Genomic DNA, 18,538 nt, shown 5'->3' with positions numbered 1-18,538 from the left:
CCCGCCCGCTTGCCGGGGCGACCGCTCAGCCGATCAGGACTCGCGTATCACGACGGCATCGTCGCCTTCGTCCGGAAACGGGTTCTCGAGGGCGTCCGCGCGATCCCACTCCTCGTCCGTGACCAGACAGTCCTCGAGTTCCGAGCGGAGCCGTTCCTCCTCGGTGTCGGTGCCGATGAAGACCAGTTCCGACCGGCGGTCGCCGTGGTCGTCGTGCCACTCGAGGTCGGGTCGATTCGACCGGTAGAGATCCCGTCGCACCTCGGGGAGGGCGGCGATCCACGGGCCGCGGACGCTCGCGCGAACCGAGGGGCCGGCCTGCGCGACGTCGATTTTCACGTCCCGACCGGCGACCCACGCGACGCCCTTCGAGCGCACGACGCCGTCCGGAAGCCCCCGCAGGAAGGCGGCGAACCGCTCGGGGTGGAACGGCCGTCGCTCGCGGAAGACGAACGAATCGACGCCGTACACCTCGTCCGGGTGGCGGTGGTCGTGGCCGTTATCGTGGGCGTTCTGGCCCTCGCCATCGTCGGCCAGCGCGCGCTGCCAGCCGGCGGCCTCGCCCGTCCGGCCGGGATCGAACAGGTCGACACCGAGCACGCGGTCGGGGTCGACCGCGCTGAACTCCGTGCGGATCGTCTCCGCTGAGGGTCGGAGCGCGCGGACGAGCGCTTCGGCCTCCTCGAGTTCCGCCGGATCACAGCGGTCACACTTGTTGAGCAGGACGAGGTCGGCGACCTCGAGTTGCTCGAGCAGCAGGTCCGAGAGCGGCCGGGTCTCGTCGGCGTCGCCTCCCGATTCCGTCCCGTCGGCATCGTCGCCGTCCGTGCCCGTCCCGTCGGGGGACTCGCCGCTCGCGCCCGCTTCGGCCGTTCTCTCACCGCGGCGTTCGGGAACGCCCTCGCCCGCGAAATAATCGAGGAAGAGCCGGGTGTCGAGCACCGTGACGAGCGCGTCGATCCGATAGCTCGCGGCGACTCGCGAGGTGGTCGTGAACAGGCGCGCGACCGGTTCGGGCTCGGAGATTCCCGAACACTCGACGAGCAGGTGGTCGAAGTCGCGCTCGCGGGCCAGTCGGACGACCGCCGTCTCGAGGTCGTCCTGCAGTTCACAGCAGATACAGCCGTTCGAGAGTTCCGCGACGCCGCCCTCGACCTCGAGGTCCGACCCCTCGGCGACGAGTTCGGCGTCGACGTTCACTGCACCCATGTCGTTGACCAGGACGGCGAGGTCGCGGTCGCCGGCGTTCCGCAGGAGGTGGTTGACCAACGTCGTCTTCCCCGCTCCGAGGGCCCCCGAGAGCACGGTGACCGGGATGGCGTCCGATTCGGCGTTCATGCCGGGTGGTTGGGACTCGAGGGTCAAGAAGCGTCGTATCGCCGGCGCCGCGGTGCTCGATCGGTGCTAGCCGATGCCATTATTAGCGTGCAGTTGTGACTAGTTACCACGGGAGCTTCTCGAAACAAGACACACCACCCGCTCCCGTTTTCAGGGCACGGAACCGGTGAGGAGCCGTGATGCCACCGGAGCGGGCGGACCGCGGGTCGGCGACAGGGTGTGCGCGAACTGTCGTTCCACGGCCACACTGGTAACTGTTGGGTAGACGTTCGTCTGCCGAGATTCGACCGATAAAGTGCGCACTGCGCGACAGGGGCAGCGATTTCGCGTCGAACCGCCGGACGCGATATCTTTTTGTCTCCGGGCCCGAGCATGACCGACGATGACACTCGCCGATCGGATCGCCGCGTTTCGGACCACCCTCGAGGAGTGGCTCCGGGGGCTCTACCACGGGATGTTCACCCACCCCGCCTACGAGAAGGTCGAGGCCGAGGCCGAGGACACGGAGGACGCGTTCATGCTCGCCTGCTTCCCGGACGCGTTCGGGATCCCGAGCCCCGTCTCCTACTACACGGCCGAACTCCTCCCCTACCTCGAGGACGAGTACCAGGCCTGGGAGCGCCGGATGTGGGACCGCCAGTCGGTGATCGAGCGCAAGGGCCACCAGTACCACTTCTGATCGATGACGACGCTTACCATCTAACGCGATGACACGGTTCACCTTCTTCGGCGGCAAAGGCGGCGTGGGGAAGACGACCGTCTCGAGCGCCTACGCGCTCGAGTGTGCTAACGCAGGGCTGGAAACGCTCGTGGTCTCGACGGACCCGGCCCACAGCACGGCCGACGTCTTCGACCAGGAGTTCGGCGACGACCCGCGGCCCGTCGAGGGGTACGACGGGCTCTCGGCGATGGAGATCGATCCCGAGCAGGAAGTGCAGGACCACCTGATGGAGCTGCGCCAGCAGCTGAACGCGCAGCTCTCGGCGACGATGGTCAACGAGGTCGAACTGCAACTCGAGATGGCCCACCAGACGCCCGGCGCCTACGAGGCCGCGCTGTTCGACCGGTTCGTCGAGGTGATGCGCACCGCCGACGACTACGACCGCGTCGTCTTCGACACCTCGCCGACCGGCTCGACGCTGCGGCTGCTCGCCCTCCCCGAGCTGCTCGAGCGCTGGATCGACCGGCTGATTGACAAACGCGAGCGCAGCATCGACCTCTACGAGAAGGCCGCCATCGGAAATCAGGAACCCCGGCGCGTGATGGAGGGCGACCCGATCCTCGCTCGGCTCCAGGGACGCAAGGAGCGCTTCGAGTTCGCGGGCGAGGTGCTTCGCGAGGACGCGTCGTTCTACCTCGTGTTGAACCCCGACGAACTCTCGATCCGGGAGACGGCCCGATCGCTCGAGACGCTCGCCGAGGCCGACCTGCCCGTTCGCGGCCTGGTCGTCAACCGGCTGACGCCCGAACCGGAGGCCCACGAGGAGGGACGCGGCGCGACCTACCTCCGCGACCGCGTGGCGACCGAGCGCGAGCGCCTCGAGCGCATCGAGCGCGAGTTCGAACCGCCGGTCGTGGCGACCATCGAGACGCGCGTCGAGGAGGTCCGGGGGAGCCTGCTCGAGGACGTGGCGAACGACCTCGAGATCGGAGTCGCGGACGATCGGCCCCAGACGGAGTAATCGCGCGTTCGGTTGCTCGAGTGATAGGCAATCTCTCGTAAATCGAATACCGATTACATATAGGGCGGTTTACGCGCGGTAACGAACATATGATCAGGCCTAGTACAATCCACAATAAATTATATTTATAATCCTCCCGTCCCATCGATTCCTAGAGAGAGGGTAACATGGCAGGTGTAATATGGATCGTGGCACTGGTGCTGGTGACGTTTTCCGTCTCGTACATCGGGTACGGGCGGTATCTCTCCCAGTTCGTGGGGTTAGACGACAGCCGAGAGACGCCAGCACACAAGTACCAGGACGGACAGGAGTACGTACCGGCGAAGAAGCCGGTGCTACTGGGGCATCACTACTCGAGTATCGCGGGCGGGGCACCGATCGTCGGACCGATCACGGCCGCGCTGGTCTGGGGCTGGGTGCCGGCCGTGCTGTGGGTCGCGATCGGGAACCCGCTGCTCGGCGCGGTTCACGACTTCATCTCGCTGTCGGGCAGCCTCCGACACGAGGGGAAGTCGATCGGCTACATCATCGGCGAGTACGTCGGTGAACGGGGGAAGGACATGCTGCTGTGGTTCGCCTTCCTGCTGACGATCCTCGTCGTCGCGGTGTTCGCGCTCGTCATCGGCGTCGTGCTGAACGCGTACCCGTCGGCGGCGACCGCGAGCCTGCTGTACGTCACGCTCGCGTTCGTCTTCGGGGTCTGGCTCTACCAGTTGAACCTCCCGTTCTCGGTCGGGACGGTCGTCTTCGTCGGCGGCGTTTTCGCGTCGGTCTGGGTCGGCATCCAGTACCCGCTCGCGATCGTCCCCGGCGACTACTCCAGCGGGACGATCGTCTTGCTCGACTCGGCGTCGTTCTTCCCGTCGCTGCTCGGAAGCGCCAACATCGGTGCGTGGGTGCTGGTAATGCTCCTCTACGGTGGGGCGGCGAGCGTCCTGCCGGTGTGGATGCTGCTACAGCCGCGCGACTACCTCTCGTCGTTCCTCCTGTACGCGGGGGTCGGCGGGAGCCTGCTCGCGGTCATCGTCGGCACACTCATCACCGGGATGGGAAGCGACGCCGTCCACCCCGAGACCGGTGCGCAACTGAGCCTCGACATCACGACGGGTGCGTGGTACGGCTTCCTCGGAGGGGGCGGTCCCCTCGCGGGGGACCTCCCGCTCATGCCGCTGTTCCCGCTGTTGTTCCTGACCATCGCGTGCGGGACGATCAGCGGCTTCCACGCGCTGGTCTCGTCGGGGACGACGGCCAAGCAGTTGGACAAGGAAACCGACGCCAGACTGATCGGCTACGGCGGAATGCTCGCCGAAGGCCTGCTGGCGGCGGTCGCACTCTGCGCGGTGACGGTCGTCGCGATTCCGGCCAGTAGCGGCGGGATCGGGCTCGCGTTGCCCAACTTCGCGACCGGCGGCGGCGCCATCCTCACCGCGCTCGGAATCCCGTTCGAGTACGCCGCGCCGTTCATGGCGCTCGTGCTCGCGAGCTTCCTGCTGACGAGCATGGACACGGCCGTTCGACTGGGCCGATACATGTTGGAAGAGATCGTCGGCACGCCGGAGACGACCGTCGAGCAGTACGCGGCTAACCGCTACGTCAACACGACGCTCATCGCGGTCGTCGCGTTCTTCCTGCTCGGCAGCGGTCGGTGGGAAGACCTCTGGACGCTGTTCGGCGGTGCGAATCAGCTGCTGGCGTCGCTGGCGCTGCTGACCGGCACCGTCTGGCTGGCTAACTGGAGCAAGTCCAAGCAGCTGATCTCTACCGGCGGCCCGATGGCGCTGATGGGGACCATCACGATCATCGGCCTCACCTGGACCGGGCTCTATCAGATCCTCGGCGGTCGGCTGCTCGGAATCACCGCCGACGCGGAGACCGAACTGCTCGCTCAGGCCTCGGCGGTCGTACAGCTCGTGATCATCGCCATTCTCATCGGGCTGGCGCTGTCGCTGTTCAAGATCGGCTATGACAACATGAAGACGGCCCGTCGCACGGGCGACGGCGTCGCGGCCGACGTCAGTTCGGACGACGACTGAGTCGGGTCGCGACTGCGGATCGCGATCGCCGATTGCGGACCCTTCTTTCGACGATTCGAGCCCAGAAGAGTGGGGAGCACGCAGCCGTTTCGCTCCGGTTTCGCCTCGAGTGACGCGTCGGCGGCTGGACGGCGTCGGGCTACAACTGGAGCCGCCGCGAAAGCAGTCCGAGCAGTCCCGACTCGTCCGTCTCGATCGGATCCCAGAGCCGGAAGGCGGTCGCGACGTCGGCGTTCTCGCTCGCGACCAGATCCTCCGTGTCGGGCGAGACGACGGCCAGGTTGATCTCGTAGTGACCGTGATACCCGTACTTCAGCAGCGTTCGCCCGTCGTAGCCCGCGACGCGCTCGCGGACGGCTTCGGGGATCGAGGGCGCGATCGCGACGAACGTGAAGTCCGTCGAGAAGTGTTCCTCGTCGGGGTCGATCCAGTCGTCGGCCAGTCGCTCGCCGAGGTCGACGAACCGATCGAGCGTCCGGTCGTCGACGCGGTCGACCCGCCGCACGAACAGGTGTTCGGTCGACTCGTGTTCGGCCAGCGAGAGCGCGGGGTGGAGGAAGTGCTTCTTGTTCACCAGTTCCATCCGGCCGTAGAGCGTGAAGCGCTCCCCGTCGGCAGCGTAGTCCTTCTCGAGGTCGTAGTTGTGAAACAGTCGGTCGCTCACCCGGTCGACGTACCCGTCGTCCCAGTCGGGAACGTCCTCGAGGGCGTCGTCCGCTGCCCTCGCCGGCGCCGGTGGCGCCGCGTCGGCGGTCGCATCTTCGGGCGAGTCGGTCGCGGTCTCGTCGGTATCGGTGTGCGGATCACTCATGGCTGGCCCCGGTCGAAGTATTCCGGACGTCCCGGACGAACGATCGTCGTCCGACGGTCTGATCGTTCATGCGAAGTGATGCCACGTCGCGACCAAAAGTCCGTCGGCACCGCAGCGCCGCGGCGCGCGCCGTGATTTAAGTGTCGTCGACTCCTACACTGCCGTAGATACCCATGGTAACGGACCGCGAAGCGTGTGGCCGATGTTCGACGTCCGTCGCGGTCGAGGTCGCCAACACCGACCGCGGGGACGATGAACGTGCCGAACGCAACCCGTACGGCGAGGAACGGATCGAGGTGGATGAGAACCAATTGCGCCTCTTCTCACCCGACGGGTGGATTTCGGGCCTCTCGAGTCGACTCGACGACGCGATGAGCCGATTCACGTGGCAGCGATAGTGGTAGGAACGTCAGCTTCGAGCGGCGGCGCTCCCCCGTCAGTTCGTCGTGATGACTTCGATGACGTCCCGCGACTCGACCTCGTACCCCTTCCCTAACTGGCGGTTCGACCGGCAGTCGATGGCGTGAAGGAAGCCGTCGCCGATGTCCGAGTGGAGGTTGTACGCGAAGTCCTCCGCGGTGGAGTTCGGCGGGATCAGGTAGCAGTCGGGCAGCACCTCGCCGCGTTCGTTCCCCAGTCCGTTCGCGCCGCCGGGGAACACCGGCACGACGCCCAGCACGTCGAACAGCGCGGTCTCCAGCGCCGCCTGGATGCCCGTCGCGCCGTACTCGGCGAGGAAGTCCCGAATCTGCTCGAGACCCTGTTCCTGCTCGCCCGAGACGTCGCCCGTGATCTCGAAGTCCGAATCGCCGGGTCGGTAGTCGACCACGCCCGCCTTGTCCGCGGACTTCAGGGCCTTCTCGGCGTGGGCGCTGCAGGGAACGATCGTCAGGTGGTCGTACGCCGGATCGCTCGCGATCTCCTCGTAGTTCTCCTGGGCCGCGGGCGTGTCCATCTTGTTCGCCGCGATGACCAGCGGCTTGGTCTCCTTGCGGATCTCGCGGGCGAGTTCGAGTCGGTCCTCCTCGTCCCACTCCTCGGGATCGAAACCGACCTCGGTGCGCCGGATGAGGCGCTTGATCTCGTCTTCGTTCGTCCGGAACGCGCTCATCTGTTCTGCGAGTTCCTCCTCGATGGCGTCCTCCTCGGTCGTGTAGCCCGTTTCGTAGCGCTCGATACCTTTCTCGAGGACGCCCAGGTACCACTGGTCGAGTTCCTCCTCGAGGAAGGCGATGTCCTCGCGGGGGTCGTGGCCCTCGGTGGGTTCGCCCTCGGCGTCGGTCGTGCCCGAGAAGTCGACGACGTGGACGAGCACGTCGGTCTCGTTGAGGTCGCTGAGGAACTGGTTGCCCAGCCCGTTGCCCTCGTGGGCGCCGGGGATGAGTCCGGCGACGTCGACGAGTTTCGTGGGAACGAACCGCGTTCCGTGGTCGCAGTAGCCGACGTTCGGCGTACACTCCTCGTCGAACTCGGGGGCTGCACAGTCGACGCGGACGTAGGCTTCGCCGACGCTGGGGTCGATAGTCGTGAACGGGTACGCGCCTTCGGGCACGTCGTTCATCGTGGCCGCATTAAAGAAGGAGGACTTGCCGACGGAGGGTTTGCCGACGAGTCCGATCCGGTAACTCCGACTCATTGTCCGTCCGAGGAGCGGGGTGATTAAACGGCTTTTCCTTCAGACTCGAGCGTGCTATGAGAAACCTTATCTCGATCGGTCCGAACCGAGTGGACGGGAGCGAACTGTCCCGGTTGCTATCGTCGTCTCTCGGTTCGAGACTGCAGCCAACACGAGGCCCGATCACCGTCAGATTGTAATACGAGTATCGCATACGTACAACTAGTAATGTCGAGTAGTACTCGAGATCCGGAGGTCGTCCGTGTTTCTCAGAAGGGGCAGGCGACGATCCCGAAATCGTTGCGGGAGAAATTCGGAATCGAGGCGCCAGGTGAGGTGTTCATCTACGAGGACGAGGGTCGAATCGTCGTCGAACCGATCCCCTCGCTCGATGAACTCGGCGGCATCCACGCCGATGCGGACCGTGAACGCGGTGCAGTACTCGATCGGACTCGGGAGTTGCGGGCCGAAGAGCGGGAGCGAGAGGCGGAACGCGCCGCTCGTCTTCGGCCCGGGGATGAGGACGAATGACGGAAACGTACGTCTTCGATACTGAGGCGATCATCGCATACCTCTATGATGAACCGGGACGCGATTCCGTCGAGACGCTCCTTACCGCGGTCAACAGTGGCGATGCTGACGGTCTTCTTACCGAAACGAACGCCGCGGAGGTACTCTACCTCGTCGCCCGGTTCGAAGGCGTCGACGAAACGCCGACGTCCGCCTCGCTTCGAACTGCCGATCGCGACGTTCGAGCCCTCGAGCGGTGGGGGCTGGACCTCGAGCGCGCCGACTGGCGTCTCGCAGGCGAGGTGAAAGCCGACGGTCACATTTCGTTAGCTGACGCCCACGCGGTGGCGCTCGCGTTCGAGCACGACGCCACGCTCGTCGTCGGTGGCGACGACGATTTCGACGCGCTTCCGCTCGACATCGACGTCCTCCGCTTTCGAGCGGAGAGCGTGTAAATCTCGACGACACGACAGCGTCTCTTGACTGCGGAAACCAGTATACCTATCACGAACCGGTACTGACGAGCGACCATGAAGGTTGGCGCACACGTATCCATCTCCGGCTCGCGCGTCTCTTCCGACGACGAAACGCCGCCGTACGACGACATCCGCAACGCGGTCCACCGCCAGCGCGCCTTCGGCGGCAACTGCGGACAGATCTTCACCACCTCGCCGCAGGTCTGGACTCAGCCCGAAATCGGCGACGAGGCCGCCGACGGCTTTCGGGAAGCGTCCGACGAGCAACTCGAGGGGCCGTGGGTGATCCACTCGGCGTACCTCGTGAATCTCTGCACCCCGAAGGAGGACCTGCGGCAGAAATCGAAGGAGAGCATGCAGGCGGAACTCGACGCCGCCGATCGACTCGGGATTCCGTACGTCAACGTCCACCTCGGGGCCCACACCGGTGCGGGCGTCGAGGGCGGCCTCGACAACGCCGCGAGCGTCATCGACGAACTCGACGTCCCCGACGGCGTCCAGATCCTCATCGAGTCCGACGCGGGCAGCGGCACGAAACTCGGCGGCGAGTTCGCACACCTCGCGGGGATCATCGACCGCACCGAGACGGAGATCGGCATCTGTATCGACACCGCCCACACCCTCGTGGCCGGCAACGACCTGACGACTCCGGAAGCGGTCGACGAAACCGTCGGTCGATTCGACGACGAGGTCGGCCTCGAGCACCTCGAGTACATCCACCTCAACGACTCGAAACACGACGTCGGCACGCACAAGGACGAACACGCCCACATCGGCGAGGGCTACATCGGCGAGGACGGCATGAAGGCGATCGTGAACCATCCGGACCTGCGGGATCTGCCGTTCGCGCTCGAGACGCCCACCGAGGACGGCCGCGGCTTCGCGTGGAACATCGAGAAAGTCAAAGAATTGCGAGATGACGACTGACCGCCCATCAGCGCGGATAACGGCCCCTCACTTTGGGTAACGGGACCTCCGTCCGGGTAGCGGACCCCCATTCTTACGTACCGGTGAAACCAATGACAGGTATGGCCCGTGCTCCGCGTCCACATTCCAGGCGGCGCCTCCTCCAGTCGACCGTTGCCGCCGGAGCGACGGCGCTCGCCGGTTGTTCGGTCCGGTCGCTCGGGATCGGCTGCGCGGCGGAGACGACGTTTTCGATGCAGACGGTACGCGACGCGCACGTCTCGAACGAGTACAGCACGCCGCTCGAGTTCCTGTCCCCGGTAACCCGGTCGCTCGTGGCGGACGCGATCGACGACGGTGACGCGACACGGCGCGGGTACTACGCTCCAGACGTCCACACGGAATTCGTCAGTACGACCCCCAAACGGACCTACTATCGCGTGACGACCGGGGCGCACGATCGGGCGTCCACGACCGGATACGAATACGCGCTCGAGTTCGGGAACGGGATGCGTGGGCCGACGGACGACGACACGGTGTATCGGTTCGACGCGTTACCGGCCCACGACCGCGAGTCGCTTCTCGGCGTGATCGGTATCGGACACCGCGTCCGCGACGGACACGGAACGACGCTCAGCGTCGTGTTCGCGTACGAACGCGAGCGGGAGCGCGAGCAGTCCGTCTTCGTTCCGGAGACGGACGTTCAGTACGTGCGGTGGGAGGGGATCCCGCTTCGCATCACGTTCGACGGAGAACGATCCGTCTCGGTCGCCGACCACACCGTCACCGCCGAACGCGTCGCGGATTCGACGACGGCGTTCGCCGAGCGACTCTTCGAGACGCGAGGGGTCGTGCTCGACGACCTCACGGCGGCCCAGCGCGACATCGTCTCGCAGGCGCGGAACGGAATGTACGAGGCGTGTAAACCCCATTCCGACGGGTTCGCCGACCTCCTCGACCGTCTCACGCTCGCCGGAGGAGAGTTCGCGTCGTTCGCCCGGTACGAGGGCGACTGGTATTTCGCTGCCGTGCGGCGGTAACGCAGGGGCTGGGGACGACGGACGCCGTACTCGAGCGAACTGCGCGGCGAGAGTTCGCCACTCCCCGAGCGGCGAAGCGAGACCTGAAACCGACCCGTTTTTACTCGAGACCGCTCTACGAGCGGCCGTGCGCGAGTTCTCCGAGGACTACCTGCGTCGGACCCGCGAGGGGATGTGGGACGACTCCCGCGAGGCCCTCAAGCCCCTCGACCTCGAGTCCCGCGACCGAATTCTGGACGTTGGCTGTGGCACCGGCGAGTTGACCCGCGTCCTGCGCGAGGAGGCGCCCGACGACGCAACCGTGGTCGGCTGCGACGCCGATCGCGAGTTGCTCGAAATTGCGGTCGGCGACGACGAATCGATTCCGGTCGTCGCCGGCGACGCCCTCCGATTGCCGTTCCCCGATGACAGCTTCGACCTCGCGGTCTGTCAGGCGCTGTTGATCAACCTCCCCGATCCGGCGGCCGCCGTCGCGGAGTTCGCGCGCGTCTCGACCGACCTCGTCGCGGCCGTCGAACCCGACAACGCGGCCGTCGAGATCGACTCGAGCGTCGAGCGCGAGGATCACCTCGAGCGGCGCGCGCGCCGGGCCTACATCGACGGCGTGGGAACGGACGTCGCGCTCGGCGCCGATGCGCGGGAGGCGTTCGAGGAGGCGGGCCTCGAGGTGTGCGAGACGCGCCGGTACGACCACGTTCGAACGGTCGAACCCCCGTACGGGGAACTGGCGTTGGTGGCGGCCCGCCGGAAGGCGACCGGCGCGGGGCTGGCCGACGACCGCGAGACGATGCTCTCGGGGGCGTTGACCGAGTCCCAGTACGACGACCTCCGGGGGGCGTGGCGGGAGATGGGCCGGGACGTGATCGACCAGATGGAAGGGCGGGAGTACAGACGCGAGGAGTCGGTGCCGTTTTTCGTCACGGTCGGACGGGTCCCCTGAGGAATCTCGAGTCGACCGGTTTCGGGGTCCCAGGAGTCGGACAGTGAGAAGTGAGTGTGCGCGTTACCACGGGAGCAGCGCCCGGACGCCAGCGCCCAGCAGGCCGCCGACGAGGCCGTCGACGACGGTGAGCAGCGCGAAAGCCGCGATGATCAGCAGGGCGCTCGGCAGTCCGAGCCCCGAGAGCATCGGGCTGACCGGGCCGATGCCGCTGAGCACCAGCAGCGGCGGTTCGTTGAAGAGGCCGATGGTCACGCCGAGCAGCGCCGTCACCGTTCCCGCGACGCCGCCGACGAGCGTGCTCGCGATCGCCGCGTGGAGCAACCCCATCGCGAATCGGCCGACGGCGTAGGCGGCGAGGAACCCGGCGACGATCCCGCCGCCGATCTGGCCGAGCAGCGGCACCATCAGCGCCGTGAGATTGACCAGCGCGCCGACGACGACGGCGCCGACGACGACCCAGCCGTGGAACCACTCGAACGATACGTCCTCCGGGTCGAACTCGTAGCTCTCGTACTCACTCATGGCGCTCACGCGATTCGCTCTCCTGGCTGTCGGGAACCGGCCCGTCGTCGCCGACCGCGCTGATTCGAATCATGTGCCTAAACGTTACTCGTCGGCGCCCTCCCGTTGGACGCGCCCGGTTTCGCCGCGCAAGCGAGCGACCGACTTCCCGACGACCCCCAGCACACTCCCGCGGACCCGAGCGGCGGCTCTGTCGACCTTGCTCGGCTCCGTCACGGTGTCGTCGACCGCTTCCGCGTCGGGCTGCCACGCGAGACAGAGGTTGCCGCCGAGAATCCCGAGCAGCATCCCGACGAACAGCCCGCCGAGGGAGCCGAACAGCGAGAAGATCGACAGGACGACGCCGATGACGCCGATCTCGTCGGACAGCGTCGGCTTGTACAGCGCGTAGATGCCCGTCAGGAAGACGAGCACGCCGAACAGGGCTCCGATGGCGAGAAAGCCCGCCACCTGGCCGCCGATGAAGATGAGGTCGGGCAGGATCTGCATCGGCACCCAGGTGATCAGGATCCCGGCCAGACACAGGAGCACGCCGCCGAGGAACGGCCGTTGCGTCCGCCAGTCGTTGAATCGGCTCAACCGACTCGAGAGGCGGTCCGAGATCGTTTCGGAGCCGTCCTGACTATGTTGCGTTGCCATTGGCGATCACTTCTTCTTCTCGTCGACGTTGCTGTTCGTCTGGGTATCGCCGTTACCGCCGTCGTCGCCGCCGTCGGTGTACTCGATATTGACGTCGAGCCCGGGCAGGGTGATCTCGTTCGAGGCCAGGTACACCATGTCGATGGAGACGTTCTCCTGGACCATGCCGGGCGACTCACCGGAGATGTTGGTGAGCCGACCCTGTTCGGGTTCGGAATTTTCGCCGGCCGTCTGCATGAAGTTGTCTGCGGGTTCGCCCGGCTGAGAGTTGATGACCTGGCCGTTGAACTGCGCATTTTCGGCGCTCAACCCGGTGAGTTTGAGGTACTGCTGGTCGGCTGTGACCGTGTCGCTGGAGGTGAATTCAATTACCACCGTTCCCATGCCCGGAATGTTCTGCTCCCTCGACAGGACCAGCCCGTCGATCTCGACGCCGCGCTGTTCGACGACGGCGACCGGCGTCTCTCCGGCGTCGTTCTCCCCGGTAGAGGGGTACATCATGAATTCGTCGGATCTGATCTCGTCGGCCTCGACGGTGAATCCGTTGCCGTCGGCCAGCGGCGCCGCGTACGCCGTCCCCGTCGAGAGGACGACGAGTCCGACGAGGGCGACGACCAGGAACGAGAGGCCGGTCCCGGCCAGCAGTCGCTTTCGGTTGTACATATTATTTCCTCCTGATACACTGTATTCCGTTGGTTTTCGATCGACTCCCCGGACTGTCACCTGCCCCGTTCACGGATCGGCCGTGCTGGGGGTCCATCTTGTGTGGCACAGGAACACACCCAACACGACTTATAATTATTTTATCTCCTTGTATGCGGGGGAGTTTATACCTGAATCGGCCACAACCGTTATACGTGTGATACCAATCGAACGACTGCTCGTACGGTAGAGAGCGGGTCACGCCCCGAATTAGAGCTACTGGTCAGGACGCGAGAGCGCCCTCATTTAACCCGGCCACACGGTGGGACGTGTGTGGTCAATCTCCCGATAGGGAAGCGCCCGCGACTTCGCCGAGCGAGCTCACGCAACCCCAGACAATAATCGTATCGTGTATATAATTAGTTGATATTTTACTTGAATAGTTCGGAAATACAGTGACAAGCGGTAACAAGAAGTACGTTCACGATGAGGGGACTGTCGTCCGATGAGATACGCAAAGTGCATTATCATCCCCGACGACGATGGATTGCATCCCGTGGACAAGCGGGTCGCAGACCACCCCGACATCGCGCGCGACCTCCTGCACAACGTCAACCTGCTCGCGGACGATACGATCGTCACGCTCTACCAGCTCTCGGGCGACCGCGTAGCCCTCGAGGCGATCTTAGAGGAGTCCCCGATGGTACACCAGTATCAGCTTTCCGGGTCCGGCGACGCGATCCACGCGTACATGCACGTCGAGGCTCACGACAGGCTCGTTGGGCTGCTGAGCATGCTTCGGGAGTTCGAGTTCATCTTCGACACGCCCTTGGAGTTCACGCGCCGCGGCGGGCTGCGCGTGACGATGATCGGCGACGTGGGCAGCTTCCAGAAGGCCGTCCCGGACGTTCCCGACGGGATCAGGCTCAAGCTCCTCAAGACGGGGAGCTACGAACCGGATACGGATCGCCTGTATTCCCAGCTCACCGACCGGCAACAGGAGATCCTCCAGACCGCCGTCGATATGGGCTACTACAGCGTTCCGCGGCAGGTGACCCACGAGGACATCGGTTCGGAACTCGGCTGTACAGGCGGGACCGTCGGCGGTCACCTGCGGAAGATCGAGTCGAAAATCCTCACGCAGATCGTTCCGTGACGGTCCGAACGCGGCGAAACCGGATCGGATCGTAACCAGGGATGATGTGGCTCTGCCGACGCGACTCGAAGGGGGGTCGCCGATCGCAGGTCTCTCGAGGAGACGACACGCTCTGAGCCGCGCGTCCGACGACTCGAGCCGTGCAGCCGTCCGTCGAAATGAGAGACGGCCCTCGAGGTCGGTCGCGCGAGGCCGTCGTCGCTCAGAAGCTGAAGAGATCGACGCCGCCGGTGACGCCGACGACCTGTCCCGTGATGTAGTCGGCCCGTTCGGAACAGAAGTACGCGATCAGGTTCGCGACGTCCTCCTCGCGGCCGAGCCGTCGCATCGGCGTGGCCTTGGCGATCCGGGCGAAGTGTTCGTCGACCTGTTCCAACTGTTCGATATCCATGTCCGCGAGCGCGCCGACGACGATGCTCGGCGCGACGACGTTGCTCGTGATGCCGTGCTGGGCGCCCTCGAGGGCGAGGGTCTTGCCGAAGCCGATCAGGGCGGATTTCGTCGCGCTGTAAGACGCCTGCCCGAACCCGCCGTACCAGCCGGCCATCGACGACATGTTGATGATCCGGCCCCACTCGCGGTCCTTCATCCCGGGGTAGACCGCGCGGGTGACGTTGTAGGTGCCCGTCAGGTTGACCGAGACGTCGCGGTCCCAGATCTCGTCGTCGAACTCCTCGACCCTGTCGCGGGCGTCGACCAGTCCGGCGTTGTTGATCAGGATGTCGATGCCGTCGGTCTCCTCCTCGACGGCCGAGACCGTCTCCGCGACGGCTTCTCGGTCGGTCAGGTCGCACTCGACCGCGTGGGCACGGCCGCCCGCGTTCTCGACGTCCTCGGCGATCGTTTCGGCCGCGGAGACGTCGACGTCCAGCGCGATCACCTCGGCACCTTCTTCGGCGAGTACCTCGCAGTCGACGCTCCCGATGCGGCCGCCCGCCCCGGTGACGAGCGCGGTCTTGTCGTCCAATCCGAAGTCCATGTCTCGAGGGATAGCGGCGACGACGAAGGCAATTGCTCGGCGGATGGCAGGCCGTTTATAGCACCGGTCGGCTCGCGATCGCGTCCGAGGCCGGCGAAGACGCCGGAAAACGGCCCCGTGTGTGAGCGTTCCCCGTGTGCGGACGGGAACGACTCGACGACCGCGCCGCGGACTGCCGGCGCCAGCCTTCAAGCCCCGCGTATCCCAGTGAGTACGCTTTAGCGAGTGAGAGACGGTACCGTGAACGAATGTCTCGAGACGCGACACTCTGGTCGACGGAGTACGAGCGGTTCGGCATCCCCGAGTCGCTCGAGCCGTACCCCGACGAACCGGTTCATCACTTCCTCTACGACGCCGCCGAGGACCACCCCGAGCAGGGGATCGTTCAGCTGGGTCGCCGCTTTACGTATCCCGAACTCCGGGAGGACGTCGACCGGCTGGCGACGGCGCTGCGCGAGCGCGGCGTCGAGAAGGGCAGCCGCGTGGCGACGATCCTGCCGACCTCCGCGCAGTTCGTCGTCGCCACGAACGCCATCTCGCGGGCCGGCGGCGTCCACATCCCGAACGACTTCCTCGACGCCGAGGACGACCTCCAGTATCGCCTCGAGCGGGGCGAGCCCGAGGTGCTCATCGGCCACGACGAACACCTCGACCTGGTGCTGTCGCTGCGGGACGAACTGGACATCGAGCACGTCATCCTCACGTCGCTCGAGGACTACTCGGACGACCCGCCGCGCGAGCACGAGGCGATCACGGGTGCCGAGTGGCTCCCCAACGTCATCGAGGAGGCCGACCCGAACCCGCCGGACGTCGATTTCGATCCGGAGAACGACGTCCACACGTTGCTGTTCACCGGCGGGACGACCGGGCTGCCGAAGGGCTGTCTGTTGACCCATCGAAACCTCGTCGCGAACGCGCTCCAGGGCGTCGCCGCGCAGTCGCGAATGGCCCAGATGATGCGCGGCAGCGAGGCGGGCGTGATGGCGCTGCCGATGTACCACGCCTACGGCTACTCGATCACGAACAGTCTGCTCGACCTGGCCCTCGATATTCTGATCGTCCCCGACGCGCGCGACACGGCGCAGATGAGCGAGCTGGTGCGGACCCACGAGCCGCTGATCATGCTCGGCGTCCCGACGCAGTTCATGGAACTGGTCAACGAGGAGTTCGAGTCGGAGGTCATCGGCATCTCGGGCTCCGCGCCGCTCGCCAACGAGACGAAATCCGAGTTCGAGCGCGAGGCCGGAGGCGTCTCCCAGGGGTACGGCCTCTCGGAGATGTCGCCGATCACCCACTTCGACGTTCACGGCCTCTACGAACTCCTCGCCGGAAGGGACGGCGACGACGGCCTCGATCACCCGACCATCGGCGTCCCGGTCCCCGACACCGAGGTCAAACTCCGCGACGTCGACACCGGCGAGGCGATCCCCGTCGAGCGCGCCGCCGAGGAGGGGCTCGAGGGCGAACTGCTCGTCAAGGGTCCCCAGCGGATGAAGGGCTACCTCGACGCGGAGCAGGATCCCTTCGACGACGAGGGGTACGTCGAAACCGGCGACGTCGCGAAGGTCGATTCGAAGGGCCGGTTCTACATCGTCGACCGCGTCAAACACATGATCAACGTCTCGGGGCTGAAGGTCTACTCCGAGGAGGTCGACGAGGTCCTGTTCGCCCTCGAGGGCGTCAAACGACCCGCGACGGTGGGGATTCCCGACCCCGATCGACCGGGGAGCGAGCGGGTCGGCGTCTACATCGAACCGGAACCGGACGCGGACTTGACCGAGGAGGACGTCCGCGACCACCTCGATGGGAAGGTGCCGAAACACGCGATGCCCTCGGAGGTGACGTTCGTCGAGTCGATTCCGCTGACCGACATCGGGAAGACGGACAAGCAGACGCTGCGCGACGGGGCGACGGGAGACGCCGGGGCCGACTGAACCGGTCTCCGCGTCGCGTCGCTGATGCGGACGAATCCGTGGCGCTGGGACCGGACGCATCGACGTTAGTTGCCCCGCTGCCAGTTTGACGAGGCGGAGACCCACTCTATTGAGGCGGAACGGACATACCCGGTAACGAGGTTGGCCCGGTGTATGGGCGATCGGATCTACAGCATCGACTCGATGCGGATCGTCGCGATGGCGTTCGTCGTCGCGATCCACACGGACCCGTTCAGGGGACTCGGCGCGTACGGAAACACGCTGAACTTTCTGATCGACTCGACAGCGCGATTCGCGGTTCCGTTCTTCTTCGTGACCTCGGGATACTTCTTCGCCCGCAAGACCGAGACGCGCGAGCCGATCGGCTACTTCGCCGATCGAGCGGCCACGATCGCGTCGATCTACGCGTTCGGGCTGTTGCTCTCCACGCCGGTGTTCCTCGCGGGTGCGATCGTCCGTGCGGGGGGCGATACCGATATCGCGAGCATCGTGCTTCGCGAATTGATCGAGTTTACGTCGCCGCTAACACTGGTCTATTACGGGAACTCGGTCTCCGAGATCCTGTGGTTCCTCCCGGCGCTCCTGTTCTCGCTCGGGTTGATCTGTCTCTTCGTTGCCGCGGACAGAACGGCGCACCTGGTGCCGGTTGCGCTCGGATTCCACGTTATCGGTCTGCTGGGGGCGAGCTACACGATGTTCGTCGACGTCCCGTTCGAGGTCAGGGACGCGCTATTCTTCGGCTTCTTCTACACCAGCCTCGGCTACTGGCTCCACGCCGGCGACTGGCGGCCGAACGCCGATCGAAGCCCGTCCTATCTCGGTGCGACCGTCCTCTTCGGCGCGCTCCACGTCGCCGAACGGTACGTCCTCGGATACGCGTTGACCGGAGAGAGCGTCGGTCAGAGCGTCTACGCCCCGAGTTACTCGATCGCGACCGTGCTGGTCACCCTCTCGCTGTTCGCCTTCCTCCTCTCGCGACCGACTCTCGGACGGTCCACCCCGTTACCCTCGTGGGGAGCGTACGCCGTCGGGATCTACGTCACTCATCCCGCGGTGTTGTACGTGCTGGAGTTGACCCGCGACCTGCTCGAGGGGGCCGGATACGGCGTCGAAAACACGATCCTCTGGCATCTCGCGTTGACTCCCGCGACCTTCTTCGGGGCATTGCTCGTCTCCCTCGCCGCTCACAGGCTCGGTGCGATCGAGATCGGCGGCTCCCACCTGCCGGTCCCGAGCCGGATTCGAAACCACGACTCGGGCTGAGGGGAGCGCACCTTCCTGTTCCGTCCGTGCACCGCTGTCGCTGGCCCCG

The 18,538-nt window shown here is 65.6% G+C and carries 19 protein-coding genes; 12 read left to right on the top strand and 7 right to left on the bottom strand.

Features of this window, described 5'->3' with window-relative positions:
- Positions 1 to 33: 33 nt before the first annotated feature.
- Entirely contained in the window at positions 34 to 1,338 is a 1,305-nt protein-coding gene (locus J0X25_RS21470; RefSeq protein WP_207289486.1) for a CobW family GTP-binding protein, read from the bottom strand.
- 382 nt (positions 1,339 to 1,720) lie between these two features.
- Between J0X25_RS21470 and J0X25_RS21465 the strand changes: the two genes are divergently transcribed.
- The 3 genes from J0X25_RS21465 to J0X25_RS21455 all read left to right on the top strand — a co-directional run bounded on the left by J0X25_RS21465 (position 1,721) and on the right by J0X25_RS21455 (position 5,053).
- Complete coding sequence (locus J0X25_RS21465) at positions 1,721 to 2,017, top strand: DUF7990 family protein (RefSeq protein WP_207289485.1); 297 nt, start codon at positions 1,721 to 1,723, stop codon at positions 2,015 to 2,017.
- 28 nt (positions 2,018 to 2,045) lie between these two features.
- Positions 2,046 to 3,020: an ArsA family ATPase gene (locus J0X25_RS21460; RefSeq protein WP_207289484.1), complete on the top strand. Its 975-nt coding sequence runs from the start codon at positions 2,046 to 2,048 to the stop codon at positions 3,018 to 3,020.
- A gap of 167 nt (positions 3,021 to 3,187) precedes the next feature.
- Positions 3,188 to 5,053, top strand: coding sequence for a carbon starvation CstA family protein (locus tag J0X25_RS21455; RefSeq protein ID WP_207289483.1), 1,866 nt, complete (start codon positions 3,188 to 3,190; stop codon positions 5,051 to 5,053).
- Positions 5,054 to 5,192: 139 nt separating this feature from the next.
- On the opposite strand, the gene J0X25_RS21450 is transcribed toward J0X25_RS21455, so the two are convergent.
- Positions 5,193 to 5,864, bottom strand: coding sequence for a DUF8052 family protein (locus tag J0X25_RS21450; protein ID WP_207289482.1), 672 nt, complete (start codon positions 5,862 to 5,864; stop codon positions 5,193 to 5,195).
- Between the two features lie 173 nt (positions 5,865 to 6,037).
- On the opposite strand from J0X25_RS21450, the gene J0X25_RS21445 reads away from it, so the two are divergent.
- Positions 6,038 to 6,262: a DUF8007 family protein gene (locus J0X25_RS21445; RefSeq protein ID WP_207289481.1), complete on the top strand. Its 225-nt coding sequence runs from the start codon at positions 6,038 to 6,040 to the stop codon at positions 6,260 to 6,262.
- A gap of 38 nt (positions 6,263 to 6,300) precedes the next feature.
- On the opposite strand, the gene J0X25_RS21440 is transcribed toward J0X25_RS21445, so the two are convergent.
- Positions 6,301 to 7,500, bottom strand: coding sequence for a redox-regulated ATPase YchF (locus J0X25_RS21440; RefSeq protein WP_207289480.1), 1,200 nt, complete (start codon positions 7,498 to 7,500; stop codon positions 6,301 to 6,303).
- 207 nt (positions 7,501 to 7,707) lie between these two features.
- Here J0X25_RS21440 and J0X25_RS21435 point away from each other — a divergent pair, with 207 nt between their 5' ends.
- From J0X25_RS21435 to J0X25_RS21415, 5 genes are all read left to right on the top strand, one after another.
- Positions 7,708 to 8,010, top strand: coding sequence for an AbrB/MazE/SpoVT family DNA-binding domain-containing protein (locus tag J0X25_RS21435; RefSeq protein WP_207289479.1), 303 nt, complete (start codon positions 7,708 to 7,710; stop codon positions 8,008 to 8,010).
- Entirely contained in the window at positions 8,007 to 8,444 is a 438-nt protein-coding gene (locus tag J0X25_RS21430) for a PIN domain-containing protein (RefSeq protein WP_207289478.1), read from the top strand. The genes J0X25_RS21435 and J0X25_RS21430 overlap by 4 nt, the downstream gene beginning before the upstream one ends.
- Before the next feature lie 75 nt (positions 8,445 to 8,519).
- Positions 8,520 to 9,392, top strand: coding sequence for a deoxyribonuclease IV (locus J0X25_RS21425; RefSeq protein ID WP_207289477.1), 873 nt, complete (start codon positions 8,520 to 8,522; stop codon positions 9,390 to 9,392).
- A 32-nt stretch (positions 9,393 to 9,424) separates the two neighbouring features.
- Positions 9,425 to 10,411 carry a hypothetical protein gene (locus J0X25_RS21420; protein WP_226776986.1) on the top strand — a complete coding sequence of 329 codons (987 nt, stop codon included), beginning with the start codon at positions 9,425 to 9,427 and terminating at the stop codon, positions 10,409 to 10,411.
- A 127-nt stretch (positions 10,412 to 10,538) separates the two neighbouring features.
- Positions 10,539 to 11,351: a class I SAM-dependent methyltransferase gene (locus J0X25_RS21415; protein WP_207289475.1), complete on the top strand. Its 813-nt coding sequence runs from the start codon at positions 10,539 to 10,541 to the stop codon at positions 11,349 to 11,351.
- Between the two features lie 63 nt (positions 11,352 to 11,414).
- On the opposite strand, the gene J0X25_RS21410 is transcribed toward J0X25_RS21415, so the two are convergent.
- The 3 genes from J0X25_RS21410 to J0X25_RS21400 all read right to left on the bottom strand — a co-directional run bounded on the left by J0X25_RS21410 (position 11,415) and on the right by J0X25_RS21400 (position 13,178).
- Positions 11,415 to 11,876 (bottom strand): hypothetical protein, encoded by a 462-nt coding sequence (locus J0X25_RS21410; protein ID WP_207289474.1) that lies wholly within the window; start codon positions 11,874 to 11,876, stop codon positions 11,415 to 11,417.
- An 84-nt stretch (positions 11,877 to 11,960) separates the two neighbouring features.
- On the bottom strand, positions 11,961 to 12,515 hold the full coding sequence (locus tag J0X25_RS21405) for a DUF6114 domain-containing protein (RefSeq protein WP_207289473.1): 555 nt from the start codon (positions 12,513 to 12,515) through the stop codon (positions 11,961 to 11,963).
- 6 nt (positions 12,516 to 12,521) lie between these two features.
- On the bottom strand, positions 12,522 to 13,178 hold the full coding sequence (locus tag J0X25_RS21400; protein ID WP_207289472.1) for a DUF6230 family protein: 657 nt from the start codon (positions 13,176 to 13,178) through the stop codon (positions 12,522 to 12,524).
- Between the two features lie 484 nt (positions 13,179 to 13,662).
- Between J0X25_RS21400 and J0X25_RS21395 the strand changes: the two genes are divergently transcribed.
- Positions 13,663 to 14,313 carry a helix-turn-helix domain-containing protein gene (locus J0X25_RS21395; protein WP_207289471.1) on the top strand — a complete coding sequence of 217 codons (651 nt, stop codon included), beginning with the start codon at positions 13,663 to 13,665 and terminating at the stop codon, positions 14,311 to 14,313.
- A gap of 202 nt (positions 14,314 to 14,515) precedes the next feature.
- Here J0X25_RS21395 and J0X25_RS21390 read toward each other — a convergent pair whose 3' ends face one another.
- Positions 14,516 to 15,292 carry an SDR family NAD(P)-dependent oxidoreductase gene (locus J0X25_RS21390; RefSeq protein ID WP_207289470.1) on the bottom strand — a complete coding sequence of 259 codons (777 nt, stop codon included), beginning with the start codon at positions 15,290 to 15,292 and terminating at the stop codon, positions 14,516 to 14,518.
- A gap of 248 nt (positions 15,293 to 15,540) precedes the next feature.
- On the opposite strand from J0X25_RS21390, the gene J0X25_RS21385 reads away from it, so the two are divergent.
- Both J0X25_RS21385 and J0X25_RS21380 read left to right on the top strand, forming a co-directional pair.
- Positions 15,541 to 17,226: an AMP-binding protein gene (locus J0X25_RS21385; protein WP_207289469.1), complete on the top strand. Its 1,686-nt coding sequence runs from the start codon at positions 15,541 to 15,543 to the stop codon at positions 17,224 to 17,226.
- A gap of 153 nt (positions 17,227 to 17,379) precedes the next feature.
- Positions 17,380 to 18,489, top strand: coding sequence for an acyltransferase (locus J0X25_RS21380; protein ID WP_207289468.1), 1,110 nt, complete (start codon positions 17,380 to 17,382; stop codon positions 18,487 to 18,489).
- The last annotated feature ends 49 nt before the right edge of the window (positions 18,490 to 18,538 follow it).

This window comes from Haloterrigena alkaliphila (assembly GCF_017352155.2).
Taxonomy (GTDB): domain Archaea; phylum Halobacteriota; class Halobacteria; order Halobacteriales; family Natrialbaceae; genus Haloterrigena; species Haloterrigena alkaliphila.
The sequence above is the reverse complement of the archived record's forward strand: the minus strand, read 5'-3'. Positions and strand labels throughout refer to the sequence as shown.

Excerpts from the sequence above, each read along its gene's own strand:
- J0X25_RS21455 (WP_207289483.1), top strand. The coding sequence starts at position 3,188 with ATGGCAGGTGTAATATGGATCGTGGCACTGGTGCTGGTGACGTTTTCC.
- J0X25_RS21410 (WP_207289474.1), bottom strand. The coding sequence starts at position 11,876 with ATGAGTGAGTACGAGAGCTACGAGTTCGACCCGGAGGACGTATCGTTC.
- J0X25_RS21460 (WP_207289484.1), top strand. The coding sequence starts at position 2,046 with ATGACACGGTTCACCTTCTTCGGCGGCAAAGGCGGCGTGGGGAAGACG.
- J0X25_RS21435 (WP_207289479.1), top strand. The coding sequence starts at position 7,708 with ATGTCGAGTAGTACTCGAGATCCGGAGGTCGTCCGTGTTTCTCAGAAG.
- J0X25_RS21425 (WP_207289477.1), top strand. The coding sequence starts at position 8,520 with ATGAAGGTTGGCGCACACGTATCCATCTCCGGCTCGCGCGTCTCTTCC.
- J0X25_RS21430 (WP_207289478.1), top strand. The coding sequence starts at position 8,007 with ATGACGGAAACGTACGTCTTCGATACTGAGGCGATCATCGCATACCTC.
- J0X25_RS21395 (WP_207289471.1), top strand. The coding sequence starts at position 13,663 with ATGAGATACGCAAAGTGCATTATCATCCCCGACGACGATGGATTGCAT.
- J0X25_RS21380 (WP_207289468.1), top strand. The coding sequence starts at position 17,380 with ATGGGCGATCGGATCTACAGCATCGACTCGATGCGGATCGTCGCGATG.
- J0X25_RS21390 (WP_207289470.1), bottom strand. The coding sequence starts at position 15,292 with ATGGACTTCGGATTGGACGACAAGACCGCGCTCGTCACCGGGGCGGGC.
- J0X25_RS21450 (WP_207289482.1), bottom strand. The coding sequence starts at position 5,864 with ATGAGTGATCCGCACACCGATACCGACGAGACCGCGACCGACTCGCCC.
- J0X25_RS21400 (WP_207289472.1), bottom strand. The coding sequence starts at position 13,178 with ATGTACAACCGAAAGCGACTGCTGGCCGGGACCGGCCTCTCGTTCCTG.
- J0X25_RS21470 (WP_207289486.1), bottom strand. The coding sequence starts at position 1,338 with ATGAACGCCGAATCGGACGCCATCCCGGTCACCGTGCTCTCGGGGGCC.
- J0X25_RS21385 (WP_207289469.1), top strand. The coding sequence starts at position 15,541 with ATGTCTCGAGACGCGACACTCTGGTCGACGGAGTACGAGCGGTTCGGC.
- J0X25_RS21440 (WP_207289480.1), bottom strand. The coding sequence starts at position 7,500 with ATGAGTCGGAGTTACCGGATCGGACTCGTCGGCAAACCCTCCGTCGGC.
- J0X25_RS21405 (WP_207289473.1), bottom strand. The coding sequence starts at position 12,515 with ATGGCAACGCAACATAGTCAGGACGGCTCCGAAACGATCTCGGACCGC.
- J0X25_RS21465 (WP_207289485.1), top strand. The coding sequence starts at position 1,721 with ATGACACTCGCCGATCGGATCGCCGCGTTTCGGACCACCCTCGAGGAG.
- J0X25_RS21445 (WP_207289481.1), top strand. The coding sequence starts at position 6,038 with ATGGTAACGGACCGCGAAGCGTGTGGCCGATGTTCGACGTCCGTCGCG.